This window comes from Streptomyces sp. AN091965, from assembly GCF_022698285.1.
GTDB lineage: Bacteria > Actinomycetota > Actinomycetes > Streptomycetales > Streptomycetaceae > Streptomyces.
The window spans coordinates 6,319,958-6,340,739 of record NZ_JALDMY010000001.1 but is presented as its reverse complement, the minus strand read 5'-3'; the positions used below and the strand labels follow the sequence as shown (position 1 = coordinate 6,340,739).

General features: G+C 73.4%; 12 protein-coding genes. 4 read left to right on the top strand and 8 right to left on the bottom strand.

Annotated features, from left to right (window positions below):
• Nucleotides 1-159: 159 nt before the first annotated feature.
• Nucleotides 160-2,367, bottom strand: a complete 2,208-nt coding sequence (locus tag MQV74_RS27035; RefSeq protein WP_242722554.1) for an ATP-dependent DNA helicase UvrD2 — start codon at nucleotides 2,365-2,367, stop codon at nucleotides 160-162.
• 306 nt (nucleotides 2,368-2,673) lie between these two features.
• Between MQV74_RS27035 and MQV74_RS27030 the strand changes: the two genes are divergently transcribed.
• Nucleotides 2,674-2,913 (top strand): mycoredoxin, encoded by a 240-nt coding sequence (locus MQV74_RS27030; RefSeq protein WP_138961668.1) that lies wholly within the window; start codon nucleotides 2,674-2,676, stop codon nucleotides 2,911-2,913.
• Between the two features lie 17 nt (nucleotides 2,914-2,930).
• Here the strand turns inward: MQV74_RS27030 and nudC are convergent, their stop codons facing one another.
• From nudC to MQV74_RS41405, 7 genes are all read right to left on the bottom strand, one after another.
• On the bottom strand, nucleotides 2,931-3,878 hold the full coding sequence (nudC, locus tag MQV74_RS27025; protein ID WP_242722551.1) for an NAD(+) diphosphatase: 948 nt from the start codon (nucleotides 3,876-3,878) through the stop codon (nucleotides 2,931-2,933).
• 60 nt (nucleotides 3,879-3,938) lie between these two features.
• Complete coding sequence (locus tag MQV74_RS27020) at nucleotides 3,939-5,360, bottom strand: dipeptidase (protein ID WP_242722548.1); 1,422 nt, start codon at nucleotides 5,358-5,360, stop codon at nucleotides 3,939-3,941.
• 10 nt (nucleotides 5,361-5,370) lie between these two features.
• Nucleotides 5,371-9,180, bottom strand: a complete 3,810-nt coding sequence (locus tag MQV74_RS27015; protein ID WP_242722545.1) for a UvrD-helicase domain-containing protein — start codon at nucleotides 9,178-9,180, stop codon at nucleotides 5,371-5,373.
• Nucleotides 9,181-9,255: 75 nt separating this feature from the next.
• Nucleotides 9,256-9,951 (bottom strand): hypothetical protein, encoded by a 696-nt coding sequence (locus MQV74_RS27010; RefSeq protein ID WP_242722542.1) that lies wholly within the window; start codon nucleotides 9,949-9,951, stop codon nucleotides 9,256-9,258.
• 181 nt (nucleotides 9,952-10,132) lie between these two features.
• Complete coding sequence (locus MQV74_RS27005) at nucleotides 10,133-13,675, bottom strand: ATP-dependent helicase (RefSeq protein WP_242722539.1); 3,543 nt, start codon at nucleotides 13,673-13,675, stop codon at nucleotides 10,133-10,135.
• 171 nt (nucleotides 13,676-13,846) lie between these two features.
• Nucleotides 13,847-14,242 carry an MGMT family protein gene (locus MQV74_RS27000; protein WP_278194228.1) on the bottom strand — a complete coding sequence of 132 codons (396 nt, stop codon included), beginning with the start codon at nucleotides 14,240-14,242 and terminating at the stop codon, nucleotides 13,847-13,849.
• Nucleotides 14,243-14,493: 251 nt separating this feature from the next.
• Nucleotides 14,494-14,640 carry a hypothetical protein gene (locus tag MQV74_RS41405; RefSeq protein ID WP_374120703.1) on the bottom strand — a complete coding sequence of 49 codons (147 nt, stop codon included), beginning with the start codon at nucleotides 14,638-14,640 and terminating at the stop codon, nucleotides 14,494-14,496.
• A 234-nt stretch (nucleotides 14,641-14,874) separates the two neighbouring features.
• Between MQV74_RS41405 and MQV74_RS26995 the strand changes: the two genes are divergently transcribed.
• From MQV74_RS26995 to MQV74_RS26985, 3 genes are all read left to right on the top strand, one after another.
• Nucleotides 14,875-17,403, top strand: a complete 2,529-nt coding sequence (locus MQV74_RS26995; RefSeq protein WP_374120795.1) for a lysylphosphatidylglycerol synthase transmembrane domain-containing protein — start codon at nucleotides 14,875-14,877, stop codon at nucleotides 17,401-17,403.
• 99 nt (nucleotides 17,404-17,502) lie between these two features.
• Nucleotides 17,503-19,092: an alpha/beta hydrolase gene (locus MQV74_RS26990; protein ID WP_242722533.1), complete on the top strand. Its 1,590-nt coding sequence runs from the start codon at nucleotides 17,503-17,505 to the stop codon at nucleotides 19,090-19,092.
• Nucleotides 19,093-19,178: 86 nt separating this feature from the next.
• On the top strand, nucleotides 19,179-20,765 hold the full coding sequence (locus MQV74_RS26985) for an alpha/beta hydrolase (protein WP_242722530.1): 1,587 nt from the start codon (nucleotides 19,179-19,181) through the stop codon (nucleotides 20,763-20,765).
• The last annotated feature ends 17 nt before the right edge of the window (nucleotides 20,766-20,782 follow it).

The following is a 20,782-nucleotide window of genomic DNA, read 5'->3' as shown; positions in this document are numbered from 1 at the left end:
TTCGCCTCCTCTCGGCGTCTAGGGGATCGGCCGGGGCCGATCCTTCGGACTGACAAGTACAGCACGGAACCGGGGCTCCGGAGAAGCCCGCCGTTTCCGTGTTAAGAACCTATGGGGATTGCTGGCGCATGCGCAAACTATTTTTTCGACGAGTTTGAATCAGTTCGCCTCGCCACCGTCGGTAACCTCCTGACCTGCGCAAATGGCCAGGACGTCGGCTCCGTAGGTGCGTACCTTGCGCTGGCCGACGCCGGGGATGCGGGCGAGCTCGCCCTCCTCCTCGGGCACGGACTCGGCGATGGCGATCAAGGTTTTGTCCGTGAAGAGGCAGAACGGGGGCTGTCCGATGCGTCGCGCGTGCCCCGCGCGCCACTCCCACAGGCGTTCGTAGAGTCCTTCGTCCATGTCGGACGGGCAGTCCTCGCACCGCATGAGTTTCATCTCACCGGCGTCGGTGAGGGTGCGGCCGCAGACGCGGCAGCGGGCCGGGGTGCGGCTGGTGCGGCGGCGGGCTCGGGGGCCGCCGGGTTCGGTGCCGCCGCCCGTGCCGCGCTCGATGCCGCCCGTGCCGCCCGCCGCGCGCGCCCCGGCGGTCGTGCCCGAGCCGGGGCGCAGTCCGTCGAGGAAGCGGGTGGCTCTGCGGTTGGGGCGCCCGCCCGGGGAGCGGGACACCGCCCAGGACAGAGAGAGGTGGGCCCGGGCGCGGGTCACGCCGACGTAGAGGAGGCGGCGCTCCTCCTCGACCTGTTCGTCGGTCTTGGCGTAGGTGATCGGCATCATGCCTTCGGCGAGGCCGACCAGGAAGACGGCGTCCCACTCCAGGCCCTTGGCGGCGTGCAGGGAGGCGAGGGTGACGCCTTCGACGGTGGGGGCGTGCTGGGCGGCGGCGCGCTCGTCCAGCTCGGCCACGAGGTCGGCGAGGGTCGCGGTGGGGTTGGCGCGGGCGAAGTCCTCGGCGAGGCGCACGAGGGCGGCCAGGGACTCCCAGCGGTCGCGGACGGCGCCGGAGCCCGCGGGGGGTTCGGTGGTCCAGCCCTTGGTGGAGAGGACGGCGCGGACCTGGGAGGGCAGGTCGACGACGTCGTCGAGGAGGACGTCGTTGCCGCCGAAGCGGGCGGCGCCGCGCAGGGCCGCGCCGGCTTCGCGGACCTCGGTGCGTTCGAAGAAGCGCTCGGCGCCGCGGAGCTGGTAGGGGATGCCCGCGTCGGCGAGGGCCTGTTCGTAGATCTCCGACTGGGAGTTCGTGCGGAACAGGACGGCGATCTCGCTGGCGGGGACGCCGTCGGTCATGAGGGCGCGGATGCGGCGGGCGGCGCCTTCGGCTTCGGCGGGTTCGTCCGCGTACTCCGTGTAGACGGGGTCCGCGGCGGGTTCGCGCTGGGAGACGAGTTCCAGGCGGTGGTCGGCGGCGCGGCCGTGGGCCTGGGCGAGGAGGCCGTTGGCGAGGCGGACGACCTGGGGGGTGGAGCGGTAGTCCCGGACGAGTTTGACGACGGTTGCGCCGGGGTGGCGGGTGCGGAAGTCGAGGAGGTGGTCGGGGGTGGCGCCGGTGAAGGAGTAGATGGTCTGGCTGGCGTCGCCGACGACGCAGAGGCTGTCGCGCTCGCCGAGCCACAGTTCCAGGAGGCGCTGCTGGAGCGGGCTGACGTCCTGGTACTCGTCGACGACGAAGTGCTGGTACTGGGAGCGGACCTGTTCGGCGATGTCGTGGCGGTCCTGGAGGATGCCGACGGCCAGGAGCAGGACGTCTTCGAAGTCGATGACGGAGCGGTCTCGCTTGAGGTCTTCGTAGGCCGCGTAGAGCTGGGAGATCTCGGCGGGGTCGCGGGGGGTTTCGCGGCCCGCTCTGGCGGCCGCGGCGGCGTAGTCCGCGGGGACGGTCTGGGTGACCTTGGACCATTCGATCTCGCCGGTCGCGTCCCGCAGTTCGTTGCGGTCGAGGCGGATGCGGCAGGCGGTGGCGGCGTCGGCGACGAGTTGGATCTTGCGTTCCACGAGTCGGGGCAGGGAGCCGCCGACGGCCTTGGGCCAGAAGTACTGGAGCTGGCGCAGGGCGGCGGAGTGGAAGGTGCGGGCCTGGACGCCTTGGGCGCCGAGCTGGCGCAGTCGGCCGCGCATCTCGCCCGCGGCGCGGTTGGTGAAGGTGACGGCGAGCACGCTGGCGGGCTGGAGGATGCCCGCGCGCACTCCGTAGGCGATGCGGTGGGTGATGGCGCGGGTCTTGCCCGTGCCCGCGCCCGCGAGCACGCAGACCGGCCCGTGCAGGGCCGTGGCGACCTCGCGCTGCTCGGGGTCGAGCCCGTCGAGCACCGCGTCGGCCGAGTCCGGGACCCGCGGGAAGAGGGTGGAGTGCGTTGCTGCTGTCACCCTTCAATGCTGCCAGTTCCTGTGGGGCGCGTGAGCGGGGTTATCCACAGGGTGGCGGTCGCAGTCGTATTAATCCGGGGGCGCGGCTGGGTGTCGGTTGGTCCCGGAGGCCTCTTCTGGTGCCGGGGTGCCGGCTCTGGCAGGAGGGGCGTGGGCGTGTGCTCTGGCAGGGGCGGCGTGGGTGTGTGCTCTGGCGGGAGGGGCGTGGGTGTGGGAATGGCGGCGGGGTCGCGTACGTTCGACTGGGTGCGACGACGCACCACGAAGTGCGATGACGCACCCCGAGCCGTGAAGGAGCGCGAAGACATGCCGGGCACCGTGACGATGTACAGCACCACCTGGTGCGGCTACTGCCGCAGGCTGAAGGGCCAGATGGACCGCGAGGGCATCGCGTACACCGAGGTCAACATCGAGCAGGACCCGGAGTCCGCCGCGTTCGTCGAGAAGGCGAACGGGGGGAACCAGACGGTTCCCACCGTTCTCTTCCCGGACGGTTCGACGCTGACGAACCCCTCGCTGGCGCAGGTGAAGCAGAAGCTCGCCTAGGTCCCCAGGGGGCCGGGTCAGGCCGCCGCGCCGGGGCGCGGCAGGGACTCGCCGTACCAGAGTTCGATCAGGCGGGCCGCGATCGAGATGCCGTAGGGAGGCAGGACCTCCCCGGACTCGAACGCGGCCCGCAGGTCGTCGCGGGAGAACCAGCGGGCTTCGTGGATCTCTTCGCCGTCGACGTTGATCTCCGAGGAGGTGGCCTGGGCCATGAAGCCGAGCATGAGGCTGGACGGGAACGGCCAGGGCTGGCTGGTGACGTACTCGACGTCGCCGACGGTGACGCCGGCTTCTTCCCAGACCTCGCGGCGTACGGACTGCTCGATGGACTCGCCGGGCTCCACGAAGCCCGCGAGCGTGGAGAAGCGGCCTTCGGGCCAGTGGACCTGGCGGCCGAGGAGGGCGCGGTCCTTGTCGTCCGTCACGAGCATGATCACGGCGGGGTCGGTGCGCGGGTAGTGCTCGGCGCCGCAGGCCTGGCAGCGGCGGATGTGGCCGGCGGCTGCGATGACGGTGCGTTCGCCGCAGCGCGAGCAGAAGCGGTGCATGCGCTGCCAGTTCTCCAGGGCGACGGCGTGCACCATCAGGCCCGCGTCGCGGGGCGACAGGAGCAGGCCCGCCTCGCGCAGTCCGGCGGCGCGTGCGGAGGCGTCCATGCGGCCGGGCAGGGAGTCCTTCTGGAGGGCGAAGTAGCTCACGCCGTCGTCGTCGGTGCCCAGGAAGTAGCGGTGGGCTTCGGTGAGGGGCGCTTCGAAGCTGGGGGTCATCACCAGTTCGGTGCGGCCGTCGGGGGTCTCGTCGATGAGGACCTGGCCGCCGGAGACCACGAAGACGCGTGTCGAGGGGTGGCTCCACGCGGCGGCGAGCCAGGCCTCGTCGAGGCGGTGGTGGGCCGCGCGGTCGATGCCGCTCGGCGCGGTGAGCGAGACGGGGCGGTCTGCGGCGCGGTCGGTCCAGGTGGTCACTGGTGCTTCCAACTCCCCCGGTGGAATGGGTGGTTCAGCGAGCAGGTGTCTTCGGTGTGCTCAGTGTGCATCGCGCCAGTGCTCCGCGAGGTCGCCCCAGAGGTAGGCGGTGGTCTCGACGCCCTTGAGGAGCAGGTCGAGCTCGACCTTCTCGTTCGGCGCGTGCCAGCCGTCCGAGGGGATGGAGATGCCGAGGAAGAGCACGGGCGCCCCGAGGACGTCCTGGAGGTCGGCTGCGGGGCCTGAGCCGCCTTCGCGCGTGAAGAGGATCTCCTGCTCGAAGGCGCGGCCCATGGCGCGGGCCACGGACTGCAGGGCGGGGTGGTCGAGCGGGGTCAGGCAGGGGCGGGTGGCGGCGCCGAAGGTGATGGTGTGGCGGATGCCCGCGGGCAGCTGGTCGGCGACCCATGTGCGGACGGCGTCTTCCACGTGGTCGGGGTCCTGGCCCGCGACCAGGCGGAAGGAGAGCTTCAGCAGGGCGCTCGACGGGATGATCGTCTTGCCGCCCGCGCCCTGGTAGCCGCCTCCGATGCCGTTGACCTCGGCGGTGGGGCGGGCCCAGACGCGCTCCAGGGTGGTGTGTCCCGCCTCTCCGTGGGGGGCGTGCGACTTGGCGGTGCGCAGCCACTCGGCCTCGTCGAAGGGCAGTGCGGCGAAGAGCTGCCGTTCGCGGTCGGTGAGCTCGATGATGCCGTCGTAGAAGCCCGGTACGGCTACGCGCGCGTGTTCGTCGTGCAGTGCGGCGACGAGGCGGGCCGCGGCGGTGGCCGGGTTGGGTACGGCGCCGCCGAAGGAGCCGGAGTGGATGTCCTGGTCGGGGCCGTACAGCTCGATCTCGCAGTCGGCGAGGCCGCGCATGCCGGTGCAGACGGTCGGGGTGTCCTTGGACCACATGCCGGTGTCGGAGACGACGACGGCGTCGGCGGCCAGGCGGTCGCGGTGGCGCTCGATCAGGTCGCGGAAGTGCGCGGAGCCGGACTCCTCCTCGCCCTCGACGATCAGTTTGAGGTTCACGGCGGGGGCGGTGCGGCCCGTGACGGCGAGGTGGGCGCGGACGCCGAGGGTGTGGAAGAAGACCTGGCCCTTGTCGTCGGCGGCACCGCGCGCGTAGAGGCGGTTTTCGCGGATGACGGGCTCGAAGGGGTCGGTGTCCCAGCCGTCCTCGCGGGCGGCGGGCTGCACGTCGTGGTGGCCGTAGACGAGGACGGTGGGTGCCTGCGGGTCTCCGGAGGGCCATTCGGCGAAGACGGCCGGGGCTCCGGCTGTCTCCCAGACCTCGGCGGTCGGGAAGCCGGTGTCCTTCAGCCGGGCGGCGAGCCAGTCGGCGCTGCGGCGCACGTCGTCGGCGTGCTCGGGCTGCGCCGACACGGACGGGATGCGCAGCCACTCGGCGAGGTCGTCGAGGAAGGCGGCACGGTGGTCGTCGACGTACTCGCGTACGGCGCTGACGACGCTGTCAGCTTGGTCGGCGGACTTACTCATGGTCACGAGCCTATCGGCCCACGGGAGCGGTCCTGTCCGGTGGCCGGTCGGCTTCGGGGCCGCCGCCCTCGTCGGCGGCCCCGCGGTCGGCCTGGTCCTCGTTGTGGCCCTCGTCCCCGTCCTCGCCGAGCAGGAGCCGTTCCAGCTCGGCCCGGCCGGGCAGGTGGCGCGGGCGTACGACGTCGCCGCTGCGGACGTACAGGAACGCGGCGGTCACGGACTCCAGGGGTACGCCGTGCTGCTCGGCCCAGGCCAGGCGGTACACGGCGAGCTGGAGCGGGTCGGCGTCCTGGGTGCGGCTGGTCTTCCAGTCGAGGATCTCGTACGTGGTGTCGGTGCCGTCGCCCTGTTTGTAGACGGCGTCGATGCGGCCGCGGATGAGGCGGCCGCCGAGGGTGAGCTGGACGGGGGCTTCGGCGCGGTAGGGCGTGCGGTGGGCGTACTCGGTGCGCTCGAAGGCTTCCTTGAGGGCCTCCAGGTCGCGTTCGTCGGCGATGTCGGCCTCTCCGGGGGCGCCGCCGGGCAGTTCGTCCGGGCCGAGCATGGGCAGGCGCAGCTCTTCGAAGCGGGCTTCCACCCAGGCGTGGAAGCGGGTGCCCCGCCGGGTCGCGGGCTGGGGGGGCCGGGGCATGGGCCGCGCGAGCTCTTGGGCGAGGCCGTCGGGGTCGGCGGCCAGGCGCAGCACCTGGGAGGCGGTGAGCGAGGCGGGCAGGGGCACGTCGCGCACGCCTTCGCGGGCGCGCAGGAGCTCGTCGGCGAGGGCGTCCAGGTCGCGGTCCCAGGAGGCGAGCGTGCGGAGCTCCTCCGGGGTGAGGGGGTCCTCCGGGGTGAGGGGGTCCTCCGGGGTGAGGGGGTCCTCCGGGGTGAGGGGGTCCTCCGGGGTGAGGGGGTCCTCGGGTGCGGTGGCGTGCGGCTCGCGTGCGTGCGGGATGACGGGGTCCGGGGTCGGGGGCGTGGGGCGGTGGCTGCTCCAGGAGTCCCAGTCGGAGGGGTCCTCGGGCTCGGGCGGGGGGCGCCCGTCGCCGTACGGGGTCTTGCCGAAGCCGTCGCCTTCGTAGGGCTCGCCGTCGCCCTCGTTGGGCTCGCCGTCGCCCTCGTTGGGCTCGCCGTCGCCCTCGTTGGGCTCGCCGTCGCCCTCGTTGGGCTCGCCGTTGTCTACATACGGCTCGTCGTTGTCTACGTACGGCTCGCCGTTGTCTTCGGGGAACGCGTCCTCTTCGTAGAACTCGTCGTCCTCCGGGGGCGGCGGCCATTCCGGGTCCGCTGCCGGGTGGGGCTCCTGGTGGTCGCGGGGCGTGCCCGTCCTGAGGCGGTCCAGGTGGGCCTGGACGGTGTCCGCGGCGGCGCGGCGGCGGGCCAGGGAGGCGGGGTCGAGCGGGAGCGGCCAGGCGTGGTCGGCGGCGGCCTCGCGGAGGGCGGGGTTCTCCTCGCCGTCCTGCGGCTTGTCGGCCCAGGCTTCGATCTCGCCGTGTCCGGCGGCGCAGTGGTCGTACAGCGCCGTCAGGAAGTCGGACGGGCCGCGCGGCTTCTTCTGGGTGGGGCCCCACCAGTGGCCGGAGCCGAGGAGGAGGCTGCGGGGGCGCGTGAACGTCACGTAGCCGAGGCGGAGCTCTTCGGTGTGCTGGTGGTCCTTCATGGCGGCGTGGAAGGCCTTGAGGCCCTTGGCGTCCCAGGTGTCGACGTCGGGCAGGGTGTCGGCGTCGCCGCGCAGGGCGTGCGGGACGACCTTGGCCTGCGCGGTCCACTTCTCGCGGCCCTGGGCGCTCGGGAAGGTGCCGGTGACGAGGCCGGGGACGGCGACGACGTCCCACTCCAGGCCCTTGGACTTGTGGGCGGTGAGCACCTTGACTGTGTTCTCGCCGCCGGGCAGGGCGTTGTCGAGGCCCTTCTCGTACTGCGCGGCGGTGCGCAGGAAGCCGAGGAAGGCGAGCAGGGAGGCCGCCGGGTCGTGGGCGGCGAAGGACGCGGCGACGTCCAGGAAGTTGGACAGGGTCTCGCGGCGGCGGGCGGCCAGGGCGTGCGGGGACGCGGACAGCTCGACTTCCAGGCCGGTGACGGCGAGGACGCGGTGCAGGACGTCCATCAGCGGGTCGGCGAGGGAGCGGCGCAGGTCGCGCAGTTCGGCGGCGAGGTGGGCGAACCGTACGCGCGCCTCCGCGGAGAAGGGCAGGCCGTCGTCTTCGGAGGTGCCGATCGGCGACTCCAGGAAGGTGTCGAGCGCGTCGGCGAGCGATATCACTTCGGAGGGGTCGACGCCTTCCACGGCCTGGGCGAGGCGGCGGTCGGCGGCTTCGGGGTCGTCGGGTCCGCCGGGCGCCGGGTGGCCGTGCCGGACGAGGAGGCGGGCGCGGCGGCCGAGGAGGGCGAGGTCGCGGGCGCCGACGCGCCAGCGGGGGCCGGTGAGGAGCCGCACCAGGGAGGCGTTGGCGCCGGGGTCCTGGAGGACCTCGCAGACCGCGACGAGGTCGGCGACTTCGGGGAGGTGCAGGAGTCCGGAGAGGCCGACGACCTCGACGGGTACGTCGCGGGCGACGAGGGCGCCCTGGATGTCGGCGAAGTCGGTGGCCGTGCGGCACAGGACGGCGATCTCGCCGGGGGCGGTGCCGGTGCGGACGAGGTGGGCGAGGGAGTCGGCGATCCAGTCGATCTCTTCGGCGTGGGTGCGCAGGAGCGCGCACCGGACGGTGCCGTCGCGCTCGGCGCCGGGGGCGGGCCGCAGGGCCTCCACGCCCGCGTGGCGGGCGCGCAGCGGGGCGGCCAGGCCGTTGGCGAGGTCGAGGAGGCGGCCGCCGCTGCGGCGGTTCTCGCTCAGCGCGTGGCGGGTGGCGGGGCGGCCGTCGGCGTGGGCGAAGTGGTGCGGGAAGTCGTCGAGGTTGGCGACGGAGGCGCCGCGCCAGCCGTAGATCGCCTGGCAGGGGTCGCCGACCGCGGTGACGGGGTGGCCGGTGCCGCCGCCGAAGAGGCCCGCGAGGAGGATGCGCTGGGCCACGGACGTGTCCTGGTACTCGTCGAGCAGGACGACGCGGAACTCGTCGCGCAGGATCGTGCCGACGTCCGCGCGGGTGCGGGCGAGCGTCGCGGAGTGGGCGATCTGGTCGCCGAAGTCGAGCAGGTCGCGGGCGCGCTTGGCGTCGCGGTAGCGCTCGACGAGGCCGGTGAGCTCGGTGCGGGCGGCCGCGGCTTCGGGGACCTTGCGGAGGTCGCCGTTGGTGAGCTTGGCGCCTGCCAGGGTGCGCAGCAGATCGGTGTCGTACGCGCGCAGCCGGGCGGGGTCCACGAGGTGCTCGGAGAGCTCGCCGTCGAGGGCCAGGAGGTCGCTGACGAGGTCGGGGAAGGAGCGGGTGAGCGCCGGGTAGGGGCCGGGGGCCTCGCGGAGCACGCGCGCGGCGAGCTGGAAGCGGGTGGCGTCGGCGAGGAGCCGGGAGGTGGGCTCCAGGCCGATGCGCAGGCCGTGGTCGGTCAGCAGGCGCCCGGCGAAGGCGTGGTACGTGGAGATGACCGGCTCGCCCGGGGCGTCGTCGGGGTCGGCCGGGTCCGGGTCGGTGACGCCCGCCTTGACGAGGGCCTGGCGGACGCGGTCGGCGAGCTCGCCCGCCGCCTTGTTGGTGAACGTCAGGCCGAGGACCTGCTCGGGGGCGACCTGGCCGGTGCCGACCAGCCACACCACGCGCGCGGCCATCACCGTCGTCTTGCCCGACCCGGCTCCGGCCACGATCACCTGCGGGGCGGGCGGCGCGGTGATGCAGGCCGTCTGCTCCGGGGTGAACGGGATGCCGAGGAGCTCTTTGAGCTCGTCGGGGTCGGTGAGGCGGGAAGGCACGTGAGAAAGGCTAGCGGCGGCCACTGACAAACAGGGTGGATCGGGTTGTCAGGGGCCGCCGCGCGGCACTGTGGCTCAGAGGCCCGCCAGTTCCTTCTGGTCGACGACCTCGTCGGCCGCCGGGGCCTTGACGTCGACGGGCTTGCCGTAGTCGCTAAAGGTCGCCGTGCCCTTTTCGTCACCGTTGTTGGTGACCTTCAGGAAGTACGGCTTGCCGTCCATGGCGACGTAGAAGGTGGTGGTCTCCTTGCCCTTCTTCTTGATGAGGACGGCGGCCGTCTTGCCGTCGACATCGGCGTCGTCGACGCGCTTGAGGCCCTTGAGCTTGTCGCTCTTGAACATGTTGTCCAGGTTGCAGGCGCCGCCTTCTCGGGAGCTGGGCGACTTCACCCAGCGGCCCTTGACCCGCCCGGCGATGGTGGCACCGGCGCTCGCCTTCCAGAACTTCTCGTCGGCCTTCACGTAGGAGGCCTTGTTGACGTAGAGCAGCTCGGAGTGGCCCGTCTTGCCCGAGTCGACCGTGGCCTTGCAGTCGCCGCCCTTGGCGATGGAGAACGCGGCGGTGGTCTGGTCGCCGTCCTCCTTGACCTCGCTCTTCATCGTGAAGGAGCCGGCGTTCTTGGAGGCGTTGGACGCCTTCTTGGCGATCTTGTCGGCGCTCATCCCCTCGAAGGGGTCCTTGTCGCCGCTGTCGCCGCCGCAGCCCGTGACGCCGATGACGGCGGCGGCGCAGGCGGCTGCCGCTGCCAGGAGCTTCCGGTTGGCTGCCATGTGTGACTCTCCTCAGGACGGTGCACGCGGCGGGTGCGGGAGGCCCCGCGCCGCGTACACGGTTCAGCTTTACGGAGACCTTAGATGGCCTGTGCGAGTGCTATGAGCGCGGGTGGCGGAAGGTGACGTTGGCCACCGCGGGACGGGGCACAGGCCACCACCAGAGGGGCGGCGGCAGCCGTCACTCCACGACCTGGCGGCCCTCCGGGAGGGCGCTGCAGGAGGTGCGGAAGGCGCAGTGGGTGCAGTGCTGGCCCGTTGCGGGCGTGAAGCGTTCGTCCAGGACCTTGCCCGCGGCTGTGGCCAGGAGGTCGCCTACCCAGTCGCCGCCGTCGCCGCCGTCGCTGTTGTCGCTGTTGTCGCTGTTGTCCAGGGGCTGCTGTGCCTGGACCTTCGGCAGGGTGTCGCCGCCGTCCTTCTTGGCGGCGCCCTGGCGCAGGTGCACGAGTTCCGCGCCGCCCGCCTCGGGGCGCGTGCCGCCGAAGGCGTCGTCAGCCGCGCCTTCGCGGACCGCGAGCTGGTAGACGGCCAGCTGGGGATGGCGGGCGACGTCGGCGGCGCTGGGGGCCTGTTTGCCGGTCTTGAAGTCGACTACGTAGGCGCGGCCGTCCCCGTCGCGTTCGACGCGGTCCATGGAGCCGCGTACGCGCACTTCGTAGGGGCCCGCTTCCAGGGTCACGTCGAAGCCGTGTTCGCTGGCTACGGGGGTGCGGCCCGCGTGGGCGCCGCTGACGTGCCACTGGAGGAACCGTTCGAGCGCTACGCGCGCGTGCTCTTTCTCCTGGTCGGACTTCCAGGGGGCGTCGAAGGCGAGGGCGTCCCACACCGATTCGAGGCGTTCCATGAGGACGTCGAGGTCGGCGGGCGTGTGCCCGGAGGCGACCTCGTCGGCCAGGACGTGGACGACGTTGCCGAAGCCCTGGGCGGCGGTCGCGGGCGCGTCCGCCTTCACCTCGCGGCCCAGGAACCACTGCAGGGCGCAGGTGTTGGCGAGCTGGTCCAGGGCGCTGCCGGAGAGGGTGATCGGCTTGTCGCGGTCCCGGAGGGGCGCTGTGCTGGCTGTCGGCTCGTGCATGCCCCACCAGCGGGAGGGGTGCGCGGACGGCACGAGGGGGCGGCCGTCGGTGTCGGCGAGCCCGGCGAGACGGGCCAGGCGGCGGGCCGCGGCCTCGCGCAGGGCGTCCGACGCGTGCGGGTCGACGGTCGTGGCGCGCAACTCCGCGACCAGGGCGGAGACCGACAGCGGGCGGCGCGGGCGGCCCGTGACGTCCTTGGGTTCGACGCCGAGTTCGGTGAGGAAGCGGGACGGCTGGTCGCCGTCGTCGGCGGGGGCCTTGACGGCGGTGACGACCAGGCGTTCACGCGCGCGTGTGGCGGCGACGTAGAACAGGCGGCGCTCTTCGGAGAGCAGTGCTCCGGGGGTGAGGGGGTCGGCAATGCCGTCGCGCCCGATGCGGTCGGCCTCCAGAAGGGAGCCGCGGCGGCGCAGGTCGGGCCAGAGCCCCTCCTGGACGCCCGCGACGACGACGAGGCGCCACTGCAGGCCCTTGGAGCGGTGTGCCGTCATGAGGCGTACGGCGTCGGGGCGCACGGCGCGGCGGGTGAGCGTGTCGGCGGCGATGTCCTGGGCCTCGATCTCCTCCAGGAAGTTCAGGGCGCCCCGGCCGCCGGTGCGCTCCTCGGCGCGGGCCGCGGTGGCGAACAGGGCGCACACCGCGTCGAGGTCGCGGTCGGCGTTGCGGCCCGCCGCGCCGCCGCGCCGGGCGGCACGCTCCAGGCGGCGCGGCCAGGGGGTGCCGTCCCACAGCTCCCACAGCGCCTGCTCGGCGGTGCCGCCGCCCGCGAGGCACGCGCGGGCCCGGCCGATGAGCTCGCCGAGGCGCTGGGCGCCCTTCGCGTACGAGGGGTCGTGCGCGACGAGCCGCTCCGGCTCGGCGAGGGCGCGGGCGAGCAGTTCGTCGGAGGGCGGCGGCAGGTGGTTGCCCGCGGCACGCTCCTCCTCGCGCAGGGCGCGGCCGAGGCGGCGCAGGTCGGCGGCGTCCATGCCCGCGAGCGGGGAGGTGAGCAGGGCGAGGGCGGTCTCGGTGCCGAGCCAGGCGGGGGCGACCTGAGGGGCGGCCGGGCCGTCGTCCCCGGCGCCCTCTGGGCGCGCCTGGCCCTCGGTCTCCTGGGGGGCCGAAGGCACTCCTTGGGGGCGCGAAGGCACCCCTTGGGGACCCGAAGACATCCCCTGGGGGCCCGAGGACACCCCCTCGCTGCCCGGGCGCACCTCCCCCGGGCGTGCCCGAGTACCCGTCTCGCCCTCCCCCGGACGCCCCTGGTCCTCCGCCGTGGCCACCGCCCGCAAGGCCGTCAGGAGCGCCGTCACGGCCGGTTCGTGGCGCAGGGGGATGTCGTCGCCGTCTATGTCCAGGGGGACGCCGGCGGCGGTGAGGGCGCGGCGGAAGGAGGGCAGGGTGCGGGCGCCCGCGCGCACGAGTACGGCCATCTCGCTCCAAGGGACGCCGTCCTCCAGGTGCGCGCGGCGCAGGACGTCCGCGATGTTGTCGATCTCCGTACCGGCCGTGGGGAAGGTGAGGACGTCCACACGCCCGCCGTCCCTGACGGCGGCGAGGTCGCGGTGGGCGCGCACCTTCTCGGCGGGCAGCCGGGTCAGGGGCATGCGCCGGGCGAGGAGCCGGGTGGCCGCGAGGAGTCCGGCGCCGGAGCGGCGGGACGTCGTCAGGACCTCGACGGGCGCCGGGGTGCCGTCCGCGCGCGGGAAGTCGGACGGGAACCGGAGGATGCCGTTCACATCGGCGCCCCGGAAGGTGTAGATCGACTGGTCGGGGTCTCCGAAGGCCACGAGGTCGCGGCCGCCGCCGGCGAGGGCGTGCAGCAGGCGCACCTGGGAGGGGTCGGTGTCCTGGTACTCGTCCACGAACACGGCGTCGTACTGCGCGACGAGGGCCCGCGCCACCTCGGGCCGGTGGGCGAGCAGCACCGCGCGGTGCACCAGTTCGGCGTAGTCGAGCACTCCTTGGAGGTCGAGGACGTCGAGGTACTCGGCGAGGAACGCGGCCGCGGCGCCCCAGTCGGGGCGCCCGCTGCGGCGCGCGAAGGCGTCGAGGGCGTCGGGTCCGAGGCCCAGCTCGCGGCTGCGGGCGAGGACGGCGCGGACCTCGTCGGCGAAGCCGCGCGTGGTCAGACAGGCGCGCAGTTCGTCCGGCCAGCGGACCCGGGCCAGGCCTTCCTCGCCGAGGCCGAGCTGCCCGGCGAGGAGCTCGCGGACGGCGACGTCCTGCTCGGGTCCGGAGAGCAGGCGCAGCGGTTCGACGAACAGGTCGGCGTCCTGGTGGGCGCGGACCAGGGCGTAGCAGAAGGAGTGGAAGGTGGTGGCCTGCGGGGCGTCGGCGGCGCCTGTCCGGTGGGCCATGCGGTCGCGCAGCTCCACCGCGGCCTTGCGGCTGAAGGTGAGCACCAGGACGCGCTCGGGGTCGGTGCCCTTGGCCACGCGCGCGGCGACCGACTCGACCAGGGTCGTGGTCTTGCCGGTGCCTGGACCTGCGAGAACGAGGAGCGGGCCGCCGTCGTGGTCAACCACGACGCGCTGGCGTGCGTCCAGTTCAGGGGGGTCCGCGGCGACCGGCGGGGTACGCACCAGTCGGTAGGCGCCCGTGGCCCCCTGCCGTACCTGCTGGTACGAGAGGTGCCGCGCGTGCCGTGCGGAGGAAGTGGAGCTCACGTGGGTCGCCGGTCCTGGTGGGTGTTCTGATCGAGATGTGGCCGTGAGGCGGCCACGGGGTGAGGGTGCATGCGTGCTGTCGACGCTACGCCAGTGGCCGTGTGGGACGTGTGGCTTCCCCCGTACGGGCCACCAGCGGCCCACCACCGCGTGCCCGGATGCCGGAAGCTGTCAGATGTGACCTTCCGGAGCCTGCGGCCGCTCGCCCGGGCCGCCGGCGGCCGCCCCGCCGTCCCAGCGCGCCCGGCGCATGTCGATGCGCGGCACGTGTCCCTGCGTCGCCCGGCCCGCCTGCCGCAGGGGCGTGCCCTCCGCGCGGTAGGCCTCCAGGGCGCGCAGTTCGTGGCCGGGCAGCAGGGCGCCGTCGGCGCGGACCACGCGCCACCACGGCACCGCGCCTCCGTAGAGGGCCATCACCCGGCCGACCTGGCGGGGGCCGCCCTCCTCCAGCCATTCGGCGACGTCTCCGTACGTCATCACCCGGCCCGGGGGAATCATTTCCGCCACTTCCAGGACGCGTTCCGCGTACTCCGGGAGCTCCGGTACCGCTCCGCTCTCCTCGCTCATCCGGACCATCCTGCCCCATGCCACCGACACGGTGACCGGTCGGGCACGGAGCGTGCGGAGGCGTGTACGACTAGGTCCGATGTGGCAAATCGTGACCGTTTCGCGCCCCCGGATTGCCCCCTGATGCCCCCCGTTGTCGGCGGGGCATGCCACCATCATGCGGGCGGTGACTGGTGATACGAGATCAAGAAGAGGCGACGGAGCAGCAGAGCGTGCATTCCGACAAGACGGCTGGCACCTCCGCGGACACGTCACGTCCCGGTACCGGTGAGGCCGTCGGCGAGGCCGGGGACGGCCGGGAATCGCGGGCCCTGGCCCGCGCCGAGCAGCCGTCCGATCCCACGCAAGCACGCCCCACGGAACCGAGCTCCGCCAAGCCGCGCCCCACGGAACAGCACCCCTCCGAACCGAGCTCCGCCAAGCCGCACCCCTCCGAGCCCAGCCCCGCCGAACCGCGTCCCACGGCGTCCCGCCCCGCCGGGCCGCCCCCCGCGGACGCCGCGCCCGCACAGGCCGCGGCCCCGGCGGAGGTGCCCGGCTTCGACACCGACTGCTCCGACGACTCCTACGCCGAGCGCGTGGAGGGCGACGAGCCGCTGCTCCCCGCGCGCGTGCACCGCCCCTCCGACCTGATGCGGCTGCTCATCGGCATGCTGGCGATCGCCGTGCTCCTTGCGATCTCCGCGTTCGCGCACGGCACGACGTCCGGCCTGGAGCAGGACATCAACGCGGGCACCGGGGAGCCGCCGGACCTGCTGATGAAGCTGGCGGGCCTGACCGCGAGCATCGGCGTCCTGCTCGTGCCCGTGGCGTTCGCGATCGAGCGGCTGATCAAGCGGGACGGGCTGCGCATCGCCGACGGCGTCCTGGCGGCAGTCCTGGCGCACGGCGTGACCCTGGCCACCGACCTGTGGGTCGCCAGAGGAGCCCCCGAGTCCATCCAGGACGCCCTGACACAGCCCTCGCCCGGCGACGTGCACGCGCTGACCGACCCGGTGCACGGCTATCTCGCCCCGGTCATCGCGTACATGACGGCCGTGGGGATGGCGCGCCGCCCGCGGTGGCGCGTCGTCCTGCTCGTGGTGCTGCTTCTCGAAGCGTTCACGATGCTCGTGTCGGGCAACACGACACCGTTCTCGATCATCCTGACGGTCCTGATCGGCTGGACCGTCGCCTACGGCACGCTGTACGCGGTCGGCTCGCCGAACGTGCAGCCCACCGGGCAGACGCTGCTCGCCGGCCTGCGGCACGTCGGCTTCCGCCCGGTGAGCGCCGCCCGCGAGGACTCCGGGGACAGCACCGACCAGGGGGACCGCGGCCGGCGCTACTTCGTCACGCTGGAGGACGGGCCACCGCTCGACGTCACGGTCATCGACCGCGAGCAGCAGGCACAGGGCTTCTTCTACCGGGTCTGGCGCCGCCTCACCCTGCGCAGCATCACCACCCGGCGCAGCCTCCAGTCGCTGCGCCAGGCGCTGGAGCAGGAGGCCCTCCTCGCGTACGCGGCGATCGCGGCGGGCGCCAACGCGCCGAAGCTGATCGCCACCTCCGAGCTCGGCCCGGACGCGGTGATCCTCGTCTACGAGCACACGGGCGGGCGGACCCTGGACTCGCTGCCCGACGCGGCGCTCACCGACGAGCTGCTGCGCGAGACCTGGCGGCAGGTGCGGGCGCTCCAGTCGCGACGGATCGCGCACCGCAGGCTCGCCGGGGACGCCATCCTGGTGGATCGTTCCGGCAGGGTGATCCTGACGGATCTGCGCGGCGGCGAGATCGCGGCCGGTGACCTGGTGCTGCGGATGGACATCGCGCAGCTGCTCACCGCCTTCGGGCTGCGCGTCGGCGCGGAGCGCGCGGTCGCCTCCGCCGTCGAGGTGCTCGGGCCCGACGCCGTGGCCGACTGTCTGCCGCTGCTCCAGCCGATCGCCCTGACACGCTCCACGCGCGCGACGCTGCGCAAGCGGGCCCGCGAGCGCGCCCAGCGCGAGCGCGACGCCGTCCTGGAAGCGTCCCAGCGGGCCAAGGTGGCGCGCGGCGAGGACGAGCCGGAGGAGCAGGCCCCGGACTCGGCGGCGGCCCGCAAGTCGCTGCGCGCGGAGAAGCAGGCCGAGAAACAGGCCATAGACGAGGCCCTGGAGCAGGCCCGCGAGGAGGACCTGCTCACCCAGATCCGCCACCAGGTGCTGCTGATCCGGCCGACAGCACCCGTGGAGCCCGCGCAGCTGGAGCGGATCAGGCCGCGCACGCTGATCAGCTTCATCGCCGGTGCCATCGGCGCGTACTTCCTGCTCTCGCAGCTCACCCACGTCGACTTCGGCACGATCGTCGGAGAGGCCGAGTGGGGCTGGGTCGCCGCGGCCGTGGCGTTCTCGGCGCTGAGCTACTTCGCGGCGGCGATGAGCCTGCTGGGCTTCGTGCCGGAGCGGGTGCCGTTCCTGCGGGCGGTGGCCGCGCAGGTCGCCGGGTCGTTCGTGAAGATCGTGGCGCCCGCGGCGGTCGGCGGCGTCGCGCTGAACACCCGGTTCCTCCAGCGGTCCGGGGTACGCTCCGGGCTCGCGGTGGCGAGCGTCGGCGCCTCGCAGCTGTTCGGACTCGGCTCGCACATCCTGCTGCTGCTCGTCTTCGGCTATCTGACGGGCACCGAGAAGACGCCGTCGCTGACACCGTCGCGCACGGTCATCGCGGGCCTGTTGTCGGTGGCGGTGCTCGTCCTGGTGGTGACCGCCATCCCGTTCCTGCGGAAGATCGTCGTCACGCGCGTGAGGTCGCTGTTCGCGGGGGTCGTGCCGCGCATGCTGGACGTCCTGCAGCGCCCGCAGAAACTGCTCACCGGCATCGGCGGAATGCTGCTCCTGACGTTCTTCTTCGTGCTGTGCCTGGACGCGTCCGTCCGGGCGTTCGCCAGCGAGGAGATGGGCACCCTCAGCCTGGCCAGCGTCGCCGTGGTCTTCCTCGCGGGCAACGCGCTCGGCTCGGCCGCGCCCACGCCCGGCGGCATCGGCGCGGTCGAGGCGACGCTCACGCTCGGCCTCGTCGCCGTGGGCGTGCCCAAGGACGTGGCCGCCCCGGCCGTGCTGCTGTACCGGCTGCTCACGCTGTGGCTCCCGGTGCTCCCCGGATGGCTGTTCTTCAACCACCTGACCCGCAAGGGCCAGCTGTAGCGCGCCGCCGCCCCGGCCGCGTACGCCCGTGAGGCGGCCGGGTCACCCGCACGGCTCGTGCCCCGAGCGCCCCGCCCTGCTCGCCCGCAGGATGGAGCCATGCCCAAGCTCCCGCCGCGCGCCAGGGCCCTGGCCGCCACCGCCGTCCTGCTGTCCACCGCGCTCGCGGCCTGCGGTGACGGGGCCTCGGACAGCGCCGACGCGGCCGACGAGGCCCGGCCGGACCAGAAGCTCAGCTGGAAGGACTGTCCGGCGCCGTCCGCGGCCGAGGGCGGCGGCGGGGCCCCGTCGCCGCTGCCCGGCGGCGCGCGGTGGCAGTGCGCCACCATGAAGGCCCCGCTGGACTGGGACGAGCCCGAGGGCGACACGATCGGCATCGCGCTCATCCGCGCCCGGGCCAGTGGCGCCGAGGACGAGCGCGTCGGCTCGCTCGTCTTCAACTTCGGCGGCCCCGGCGGCTCGGGCGTCACCACGCTGCCCGCGTTCGGCGCCGACTACGCGAAGCTGCGCACCCGCTACGACCTGGTGAGCTTCGATCCGCGCGGCGTCGGCCGCAGCGACGGCGTGCGGTGCGAGGACGACGAACAGCTCGACGCGTACTTCCAGCAGGACGCGACGCCCGACGACGAGGCCGAACGCAAGGAGTTCATCGACAACGTCAAGGACTTCAACGGGGCGTGCGAGGAGAACTCCGGCAAGGTGCTCCCCCATGTGCGCACCACCGACGTGGCCCGCGACATGGACCTGATGCGCCAGGTGCTCGGCGACAAGAAGCTGCACTACTTCGGCATCTCCTACGGCACCGAACTCGGCGGCGTCTACGCCCACTTGTTCCCCAAGAACGTGGGCCGTGCCGTGTTCGACGCGGTCGTCGACCCCACCGAGACGGCCGAACAGGGCTCCCTCGGGCAGGCCAAGGGCTTCCAGCTCGCCCTCGACAACTTCGCGAAGGACTGCGTCTCCCAGAAGGACGACTGCCCCGTCGGCGACACAGAGGACGACGTCAAGGGCCGTATCGCCACGCTCCTGAAGGACCTGGACGCCAAGCCGCTGCCCGGCCTCCCGCCGCGCCGCCTCACCCAGACCGCGGCCACCAACGGCATCGTGCAGGCCCTGTACTCCCAGGACTTCTGGCCCTACCTCACCGAGGGGTTGGAGGAGGCGTACGACGGAGACGGCCGGATCCTCATGCTCCTGTCCGACTCGATGAACGGGCGCAACGAGGACGGCGAGTACAGCAACCTGTCGGCCGCGAACGTCGCCATCAACTGCGCCGACGACAAGCCCCGGTACACGACGGCCGACGTCGAGGCGAAGCTCCCCCGCTTCCGGGCGGCCTCGCCGCTGTTCGGCGACTACCTGGCGTGGGGCATGCTCGGCTGCACCGACTGGGCCGTGCCCGGCCAGGCCGACCACCCGGACGTCAGCGCCTCCGGAGCGGCGCCGATCCTCGTCATCGGCAACACCGGGGACCCCGCGACTCCGTACGAGGGCGCCCGCAAGATGGTCGACGCGCTCGGCGAGGGCGTGGGCGTCGAGCTGACGTACAAGGGCCAGGGGCATGGCGCGTACGACAGCGGGGACAGCTGCGTGCGGGGCGCCGTGGACGGCTACCTCCTGAAGGGCACGGTGCCGACGTCGGGCACGGTCTGCGGCACGGGCAAGGCGGCGGTCCCGTCCGGCACTTGAGGGGCGTGCGGCCGAGGGCGTGCCGGGGCGCTGTCAGTGGCCCCGCCTAGGATGGCCGGACGTTCTTTCGAGGGGGGAAGCGAGACATGCCGCGTTTCGTACGGTCGGCGGCCCTGGCCACCGCGGCGACCCTGGTGGCCGCGCTCGCCGTGGGCTGCACCGGCTCGTCCGACGAGGGCGGCAAGGGCAGCGGCAGCAGCGGTGAGCGTCCCGCGGCCCAGGGCGCCGACCCGGAGCCGCGGCCGGACCCGTCGTCCACGCTGCCCGCGGCCGTGGTCTCGCAGCGGCTCGACTGGGGCGCGTGCAAGGGCTCGGGCAAGGACGCCCCGCCCGGCGGCGAGTGGCGGTGCGCGACCCTCAAGGTCCCGCTGGACTACGCGAAGCCGGAGGGCGAGACCATCGGCATCGCCCTGATCCGCGCCGCGTCCACCGCCAAGAAGCGCGGCGACCGCATCGGTTCGCTTCTGTTCAACTTCGGCGGTCCCGGCGGCTCGGGCGTCTCCATGCTCCCGGCGTTCGCGAGTGCCTACGGCGACCTGCGCGAGCGGTACGACCTGGTGAGCTTCGACCCGCGCGGCGTCGCGGGCAGCGAGGGCGTGCGCTGCCGCAGCGACCGGCGGACCCAGGCGGCGGAGAAGACGGACCCCACGCCGGACACCCGGGCCGAGGAGAAGGCGTATCTGGCCGACGCGGCCGCGTTCGGCGCGGGCTGCGCGCGGGCCGCGCAGAAGCTCCTGCCGCACGTCTCGACGGCCGACGCGGCCCGCGACATGGACGTCATCCGGCAGGTCCTCGGTGACGAGAAGCTGCACTACTTCGGCATCTCGTACGGCACCGAACTGGGCGGCACGTACGCCCACTTGTTCCCGAAGAAGGTGGGCCGCCTCACCCTCGACGCGGTCGTCGACCCGACGGCGGGCGCGGTGGGCCACGCGCGGAACCAGGCCCGGGGCTTCCAGCGGGCCCTGGAGAACTACCTCAGGTCCTCCGGCGAGGCCCCCGCCACCGGCACGCGGAAGACAGCCGAGCTGCTGCGCCGCGTGGACGCGAAGCCGCTGCGGACGTCCACGCCCGGCCGCAGGCTCACCGAGGCCCTCGCGACGACGGGCATCACGGTCGCGCTGTACAGCCGGCAGACCTGGCCGGTGCTCACCGACGCCCTGGAGAAGGCCGAGAAGGGCGACGGCTCGGGACTCCTGGAGCTGGCCGACACGTACAACGACCGGGACGCGTCCGGCGCGTACGGCACCCAGAGCCACTCTCAGCGCGCGATCGCCTGCCGGGACGCCAAGGAGCGGCCGACGGCGGCCGACGCCAAGGCGCGGCTCGCCGAATTCCGGGAGATATCACCGGTGTTCGGCGGCTTCATGGCCTGGGACACGGCGGGCTGGTGCCACGACTGGCCGGTGGCCGGTCTGCAGGACACGCCCGAGGTGAGCGCTCCCGGCGCCGCCCCGATCCTGGTCGTCGGCACCACCGGCGACCCGGCGACGCCGTACGAGGGCGCCCGGAAGATGGCGGACGAGCTGGGCGAGGGCGTCGGCGTCCAGCTGACGTGGAAGGGCGAGGGCCACGGGGCGTACGGCAACGGCAGCGACTGCGTCGACGGCACGGTCAACGACTATCTGCTCAAGGGCGAGGTCCCGCGCGACGGCAAGGTCTGCGCGCCATGACGAACGGCCCCCGGGTG

What these genes read in the sequence shown, in the direction of transcription:
- MQV74_RS27030 (WP_138961668.1), top strand. Translation starts at nt 2,674, where the DNA reads ATGCCGGGCACCGTGACGATGTACAGCACCACCTGGTGCGGCTACTGC.
- MQV74_RS27020 (WP_242722548.1), bottom strand. Translation starts at nt 5,360, where the DNA reads ATGAGTAAGTCCGCCGACCAAGCTGACAGCGTCGTCAGCGCCGTACGC.
- MQV74_RS27010 (WP_242722542.1), bottom strand. Translation starts at nt 9,951, where the DNA reads ATGGCAGCCAACCGGAAGCTCCTGGCAGCGGCAGCCGCCTGCGCCGCC.
- MQV74_RS27000 (WP_278194228.1), bottom strand. Translation starts at nt 14,242, where the DNA reads ATGAGCGAGGAGAGCGGAGCGGTACCGGAGCTCCCGGAGTACGCGGAA.
- MQV74_RS26995 (WP_374120795.1), top strand. Translation starts at nt 14,875, where the DNA reads ATGCGGCTGCTCATCGGCATGCTGGCGATCGCCGTGCTCCTTGCGATC.
- MQV74_RS26990 (WP_242722533.1), top strand. Translation starts at nt 17,503, where the DNA reads ATGCCCAAGCTCCCGCCGCGCGCCAGGGCCCTGGCCGCCACCGCCGTC.
- MQV74_RS26985 (WP_242722530.1), top strand. Translation starts at nt 19,179, where the DNA reads ATGCCGCGTTTCGTACGGTCGGCGGCCCTGGCCACCGCGGCGACCCTG.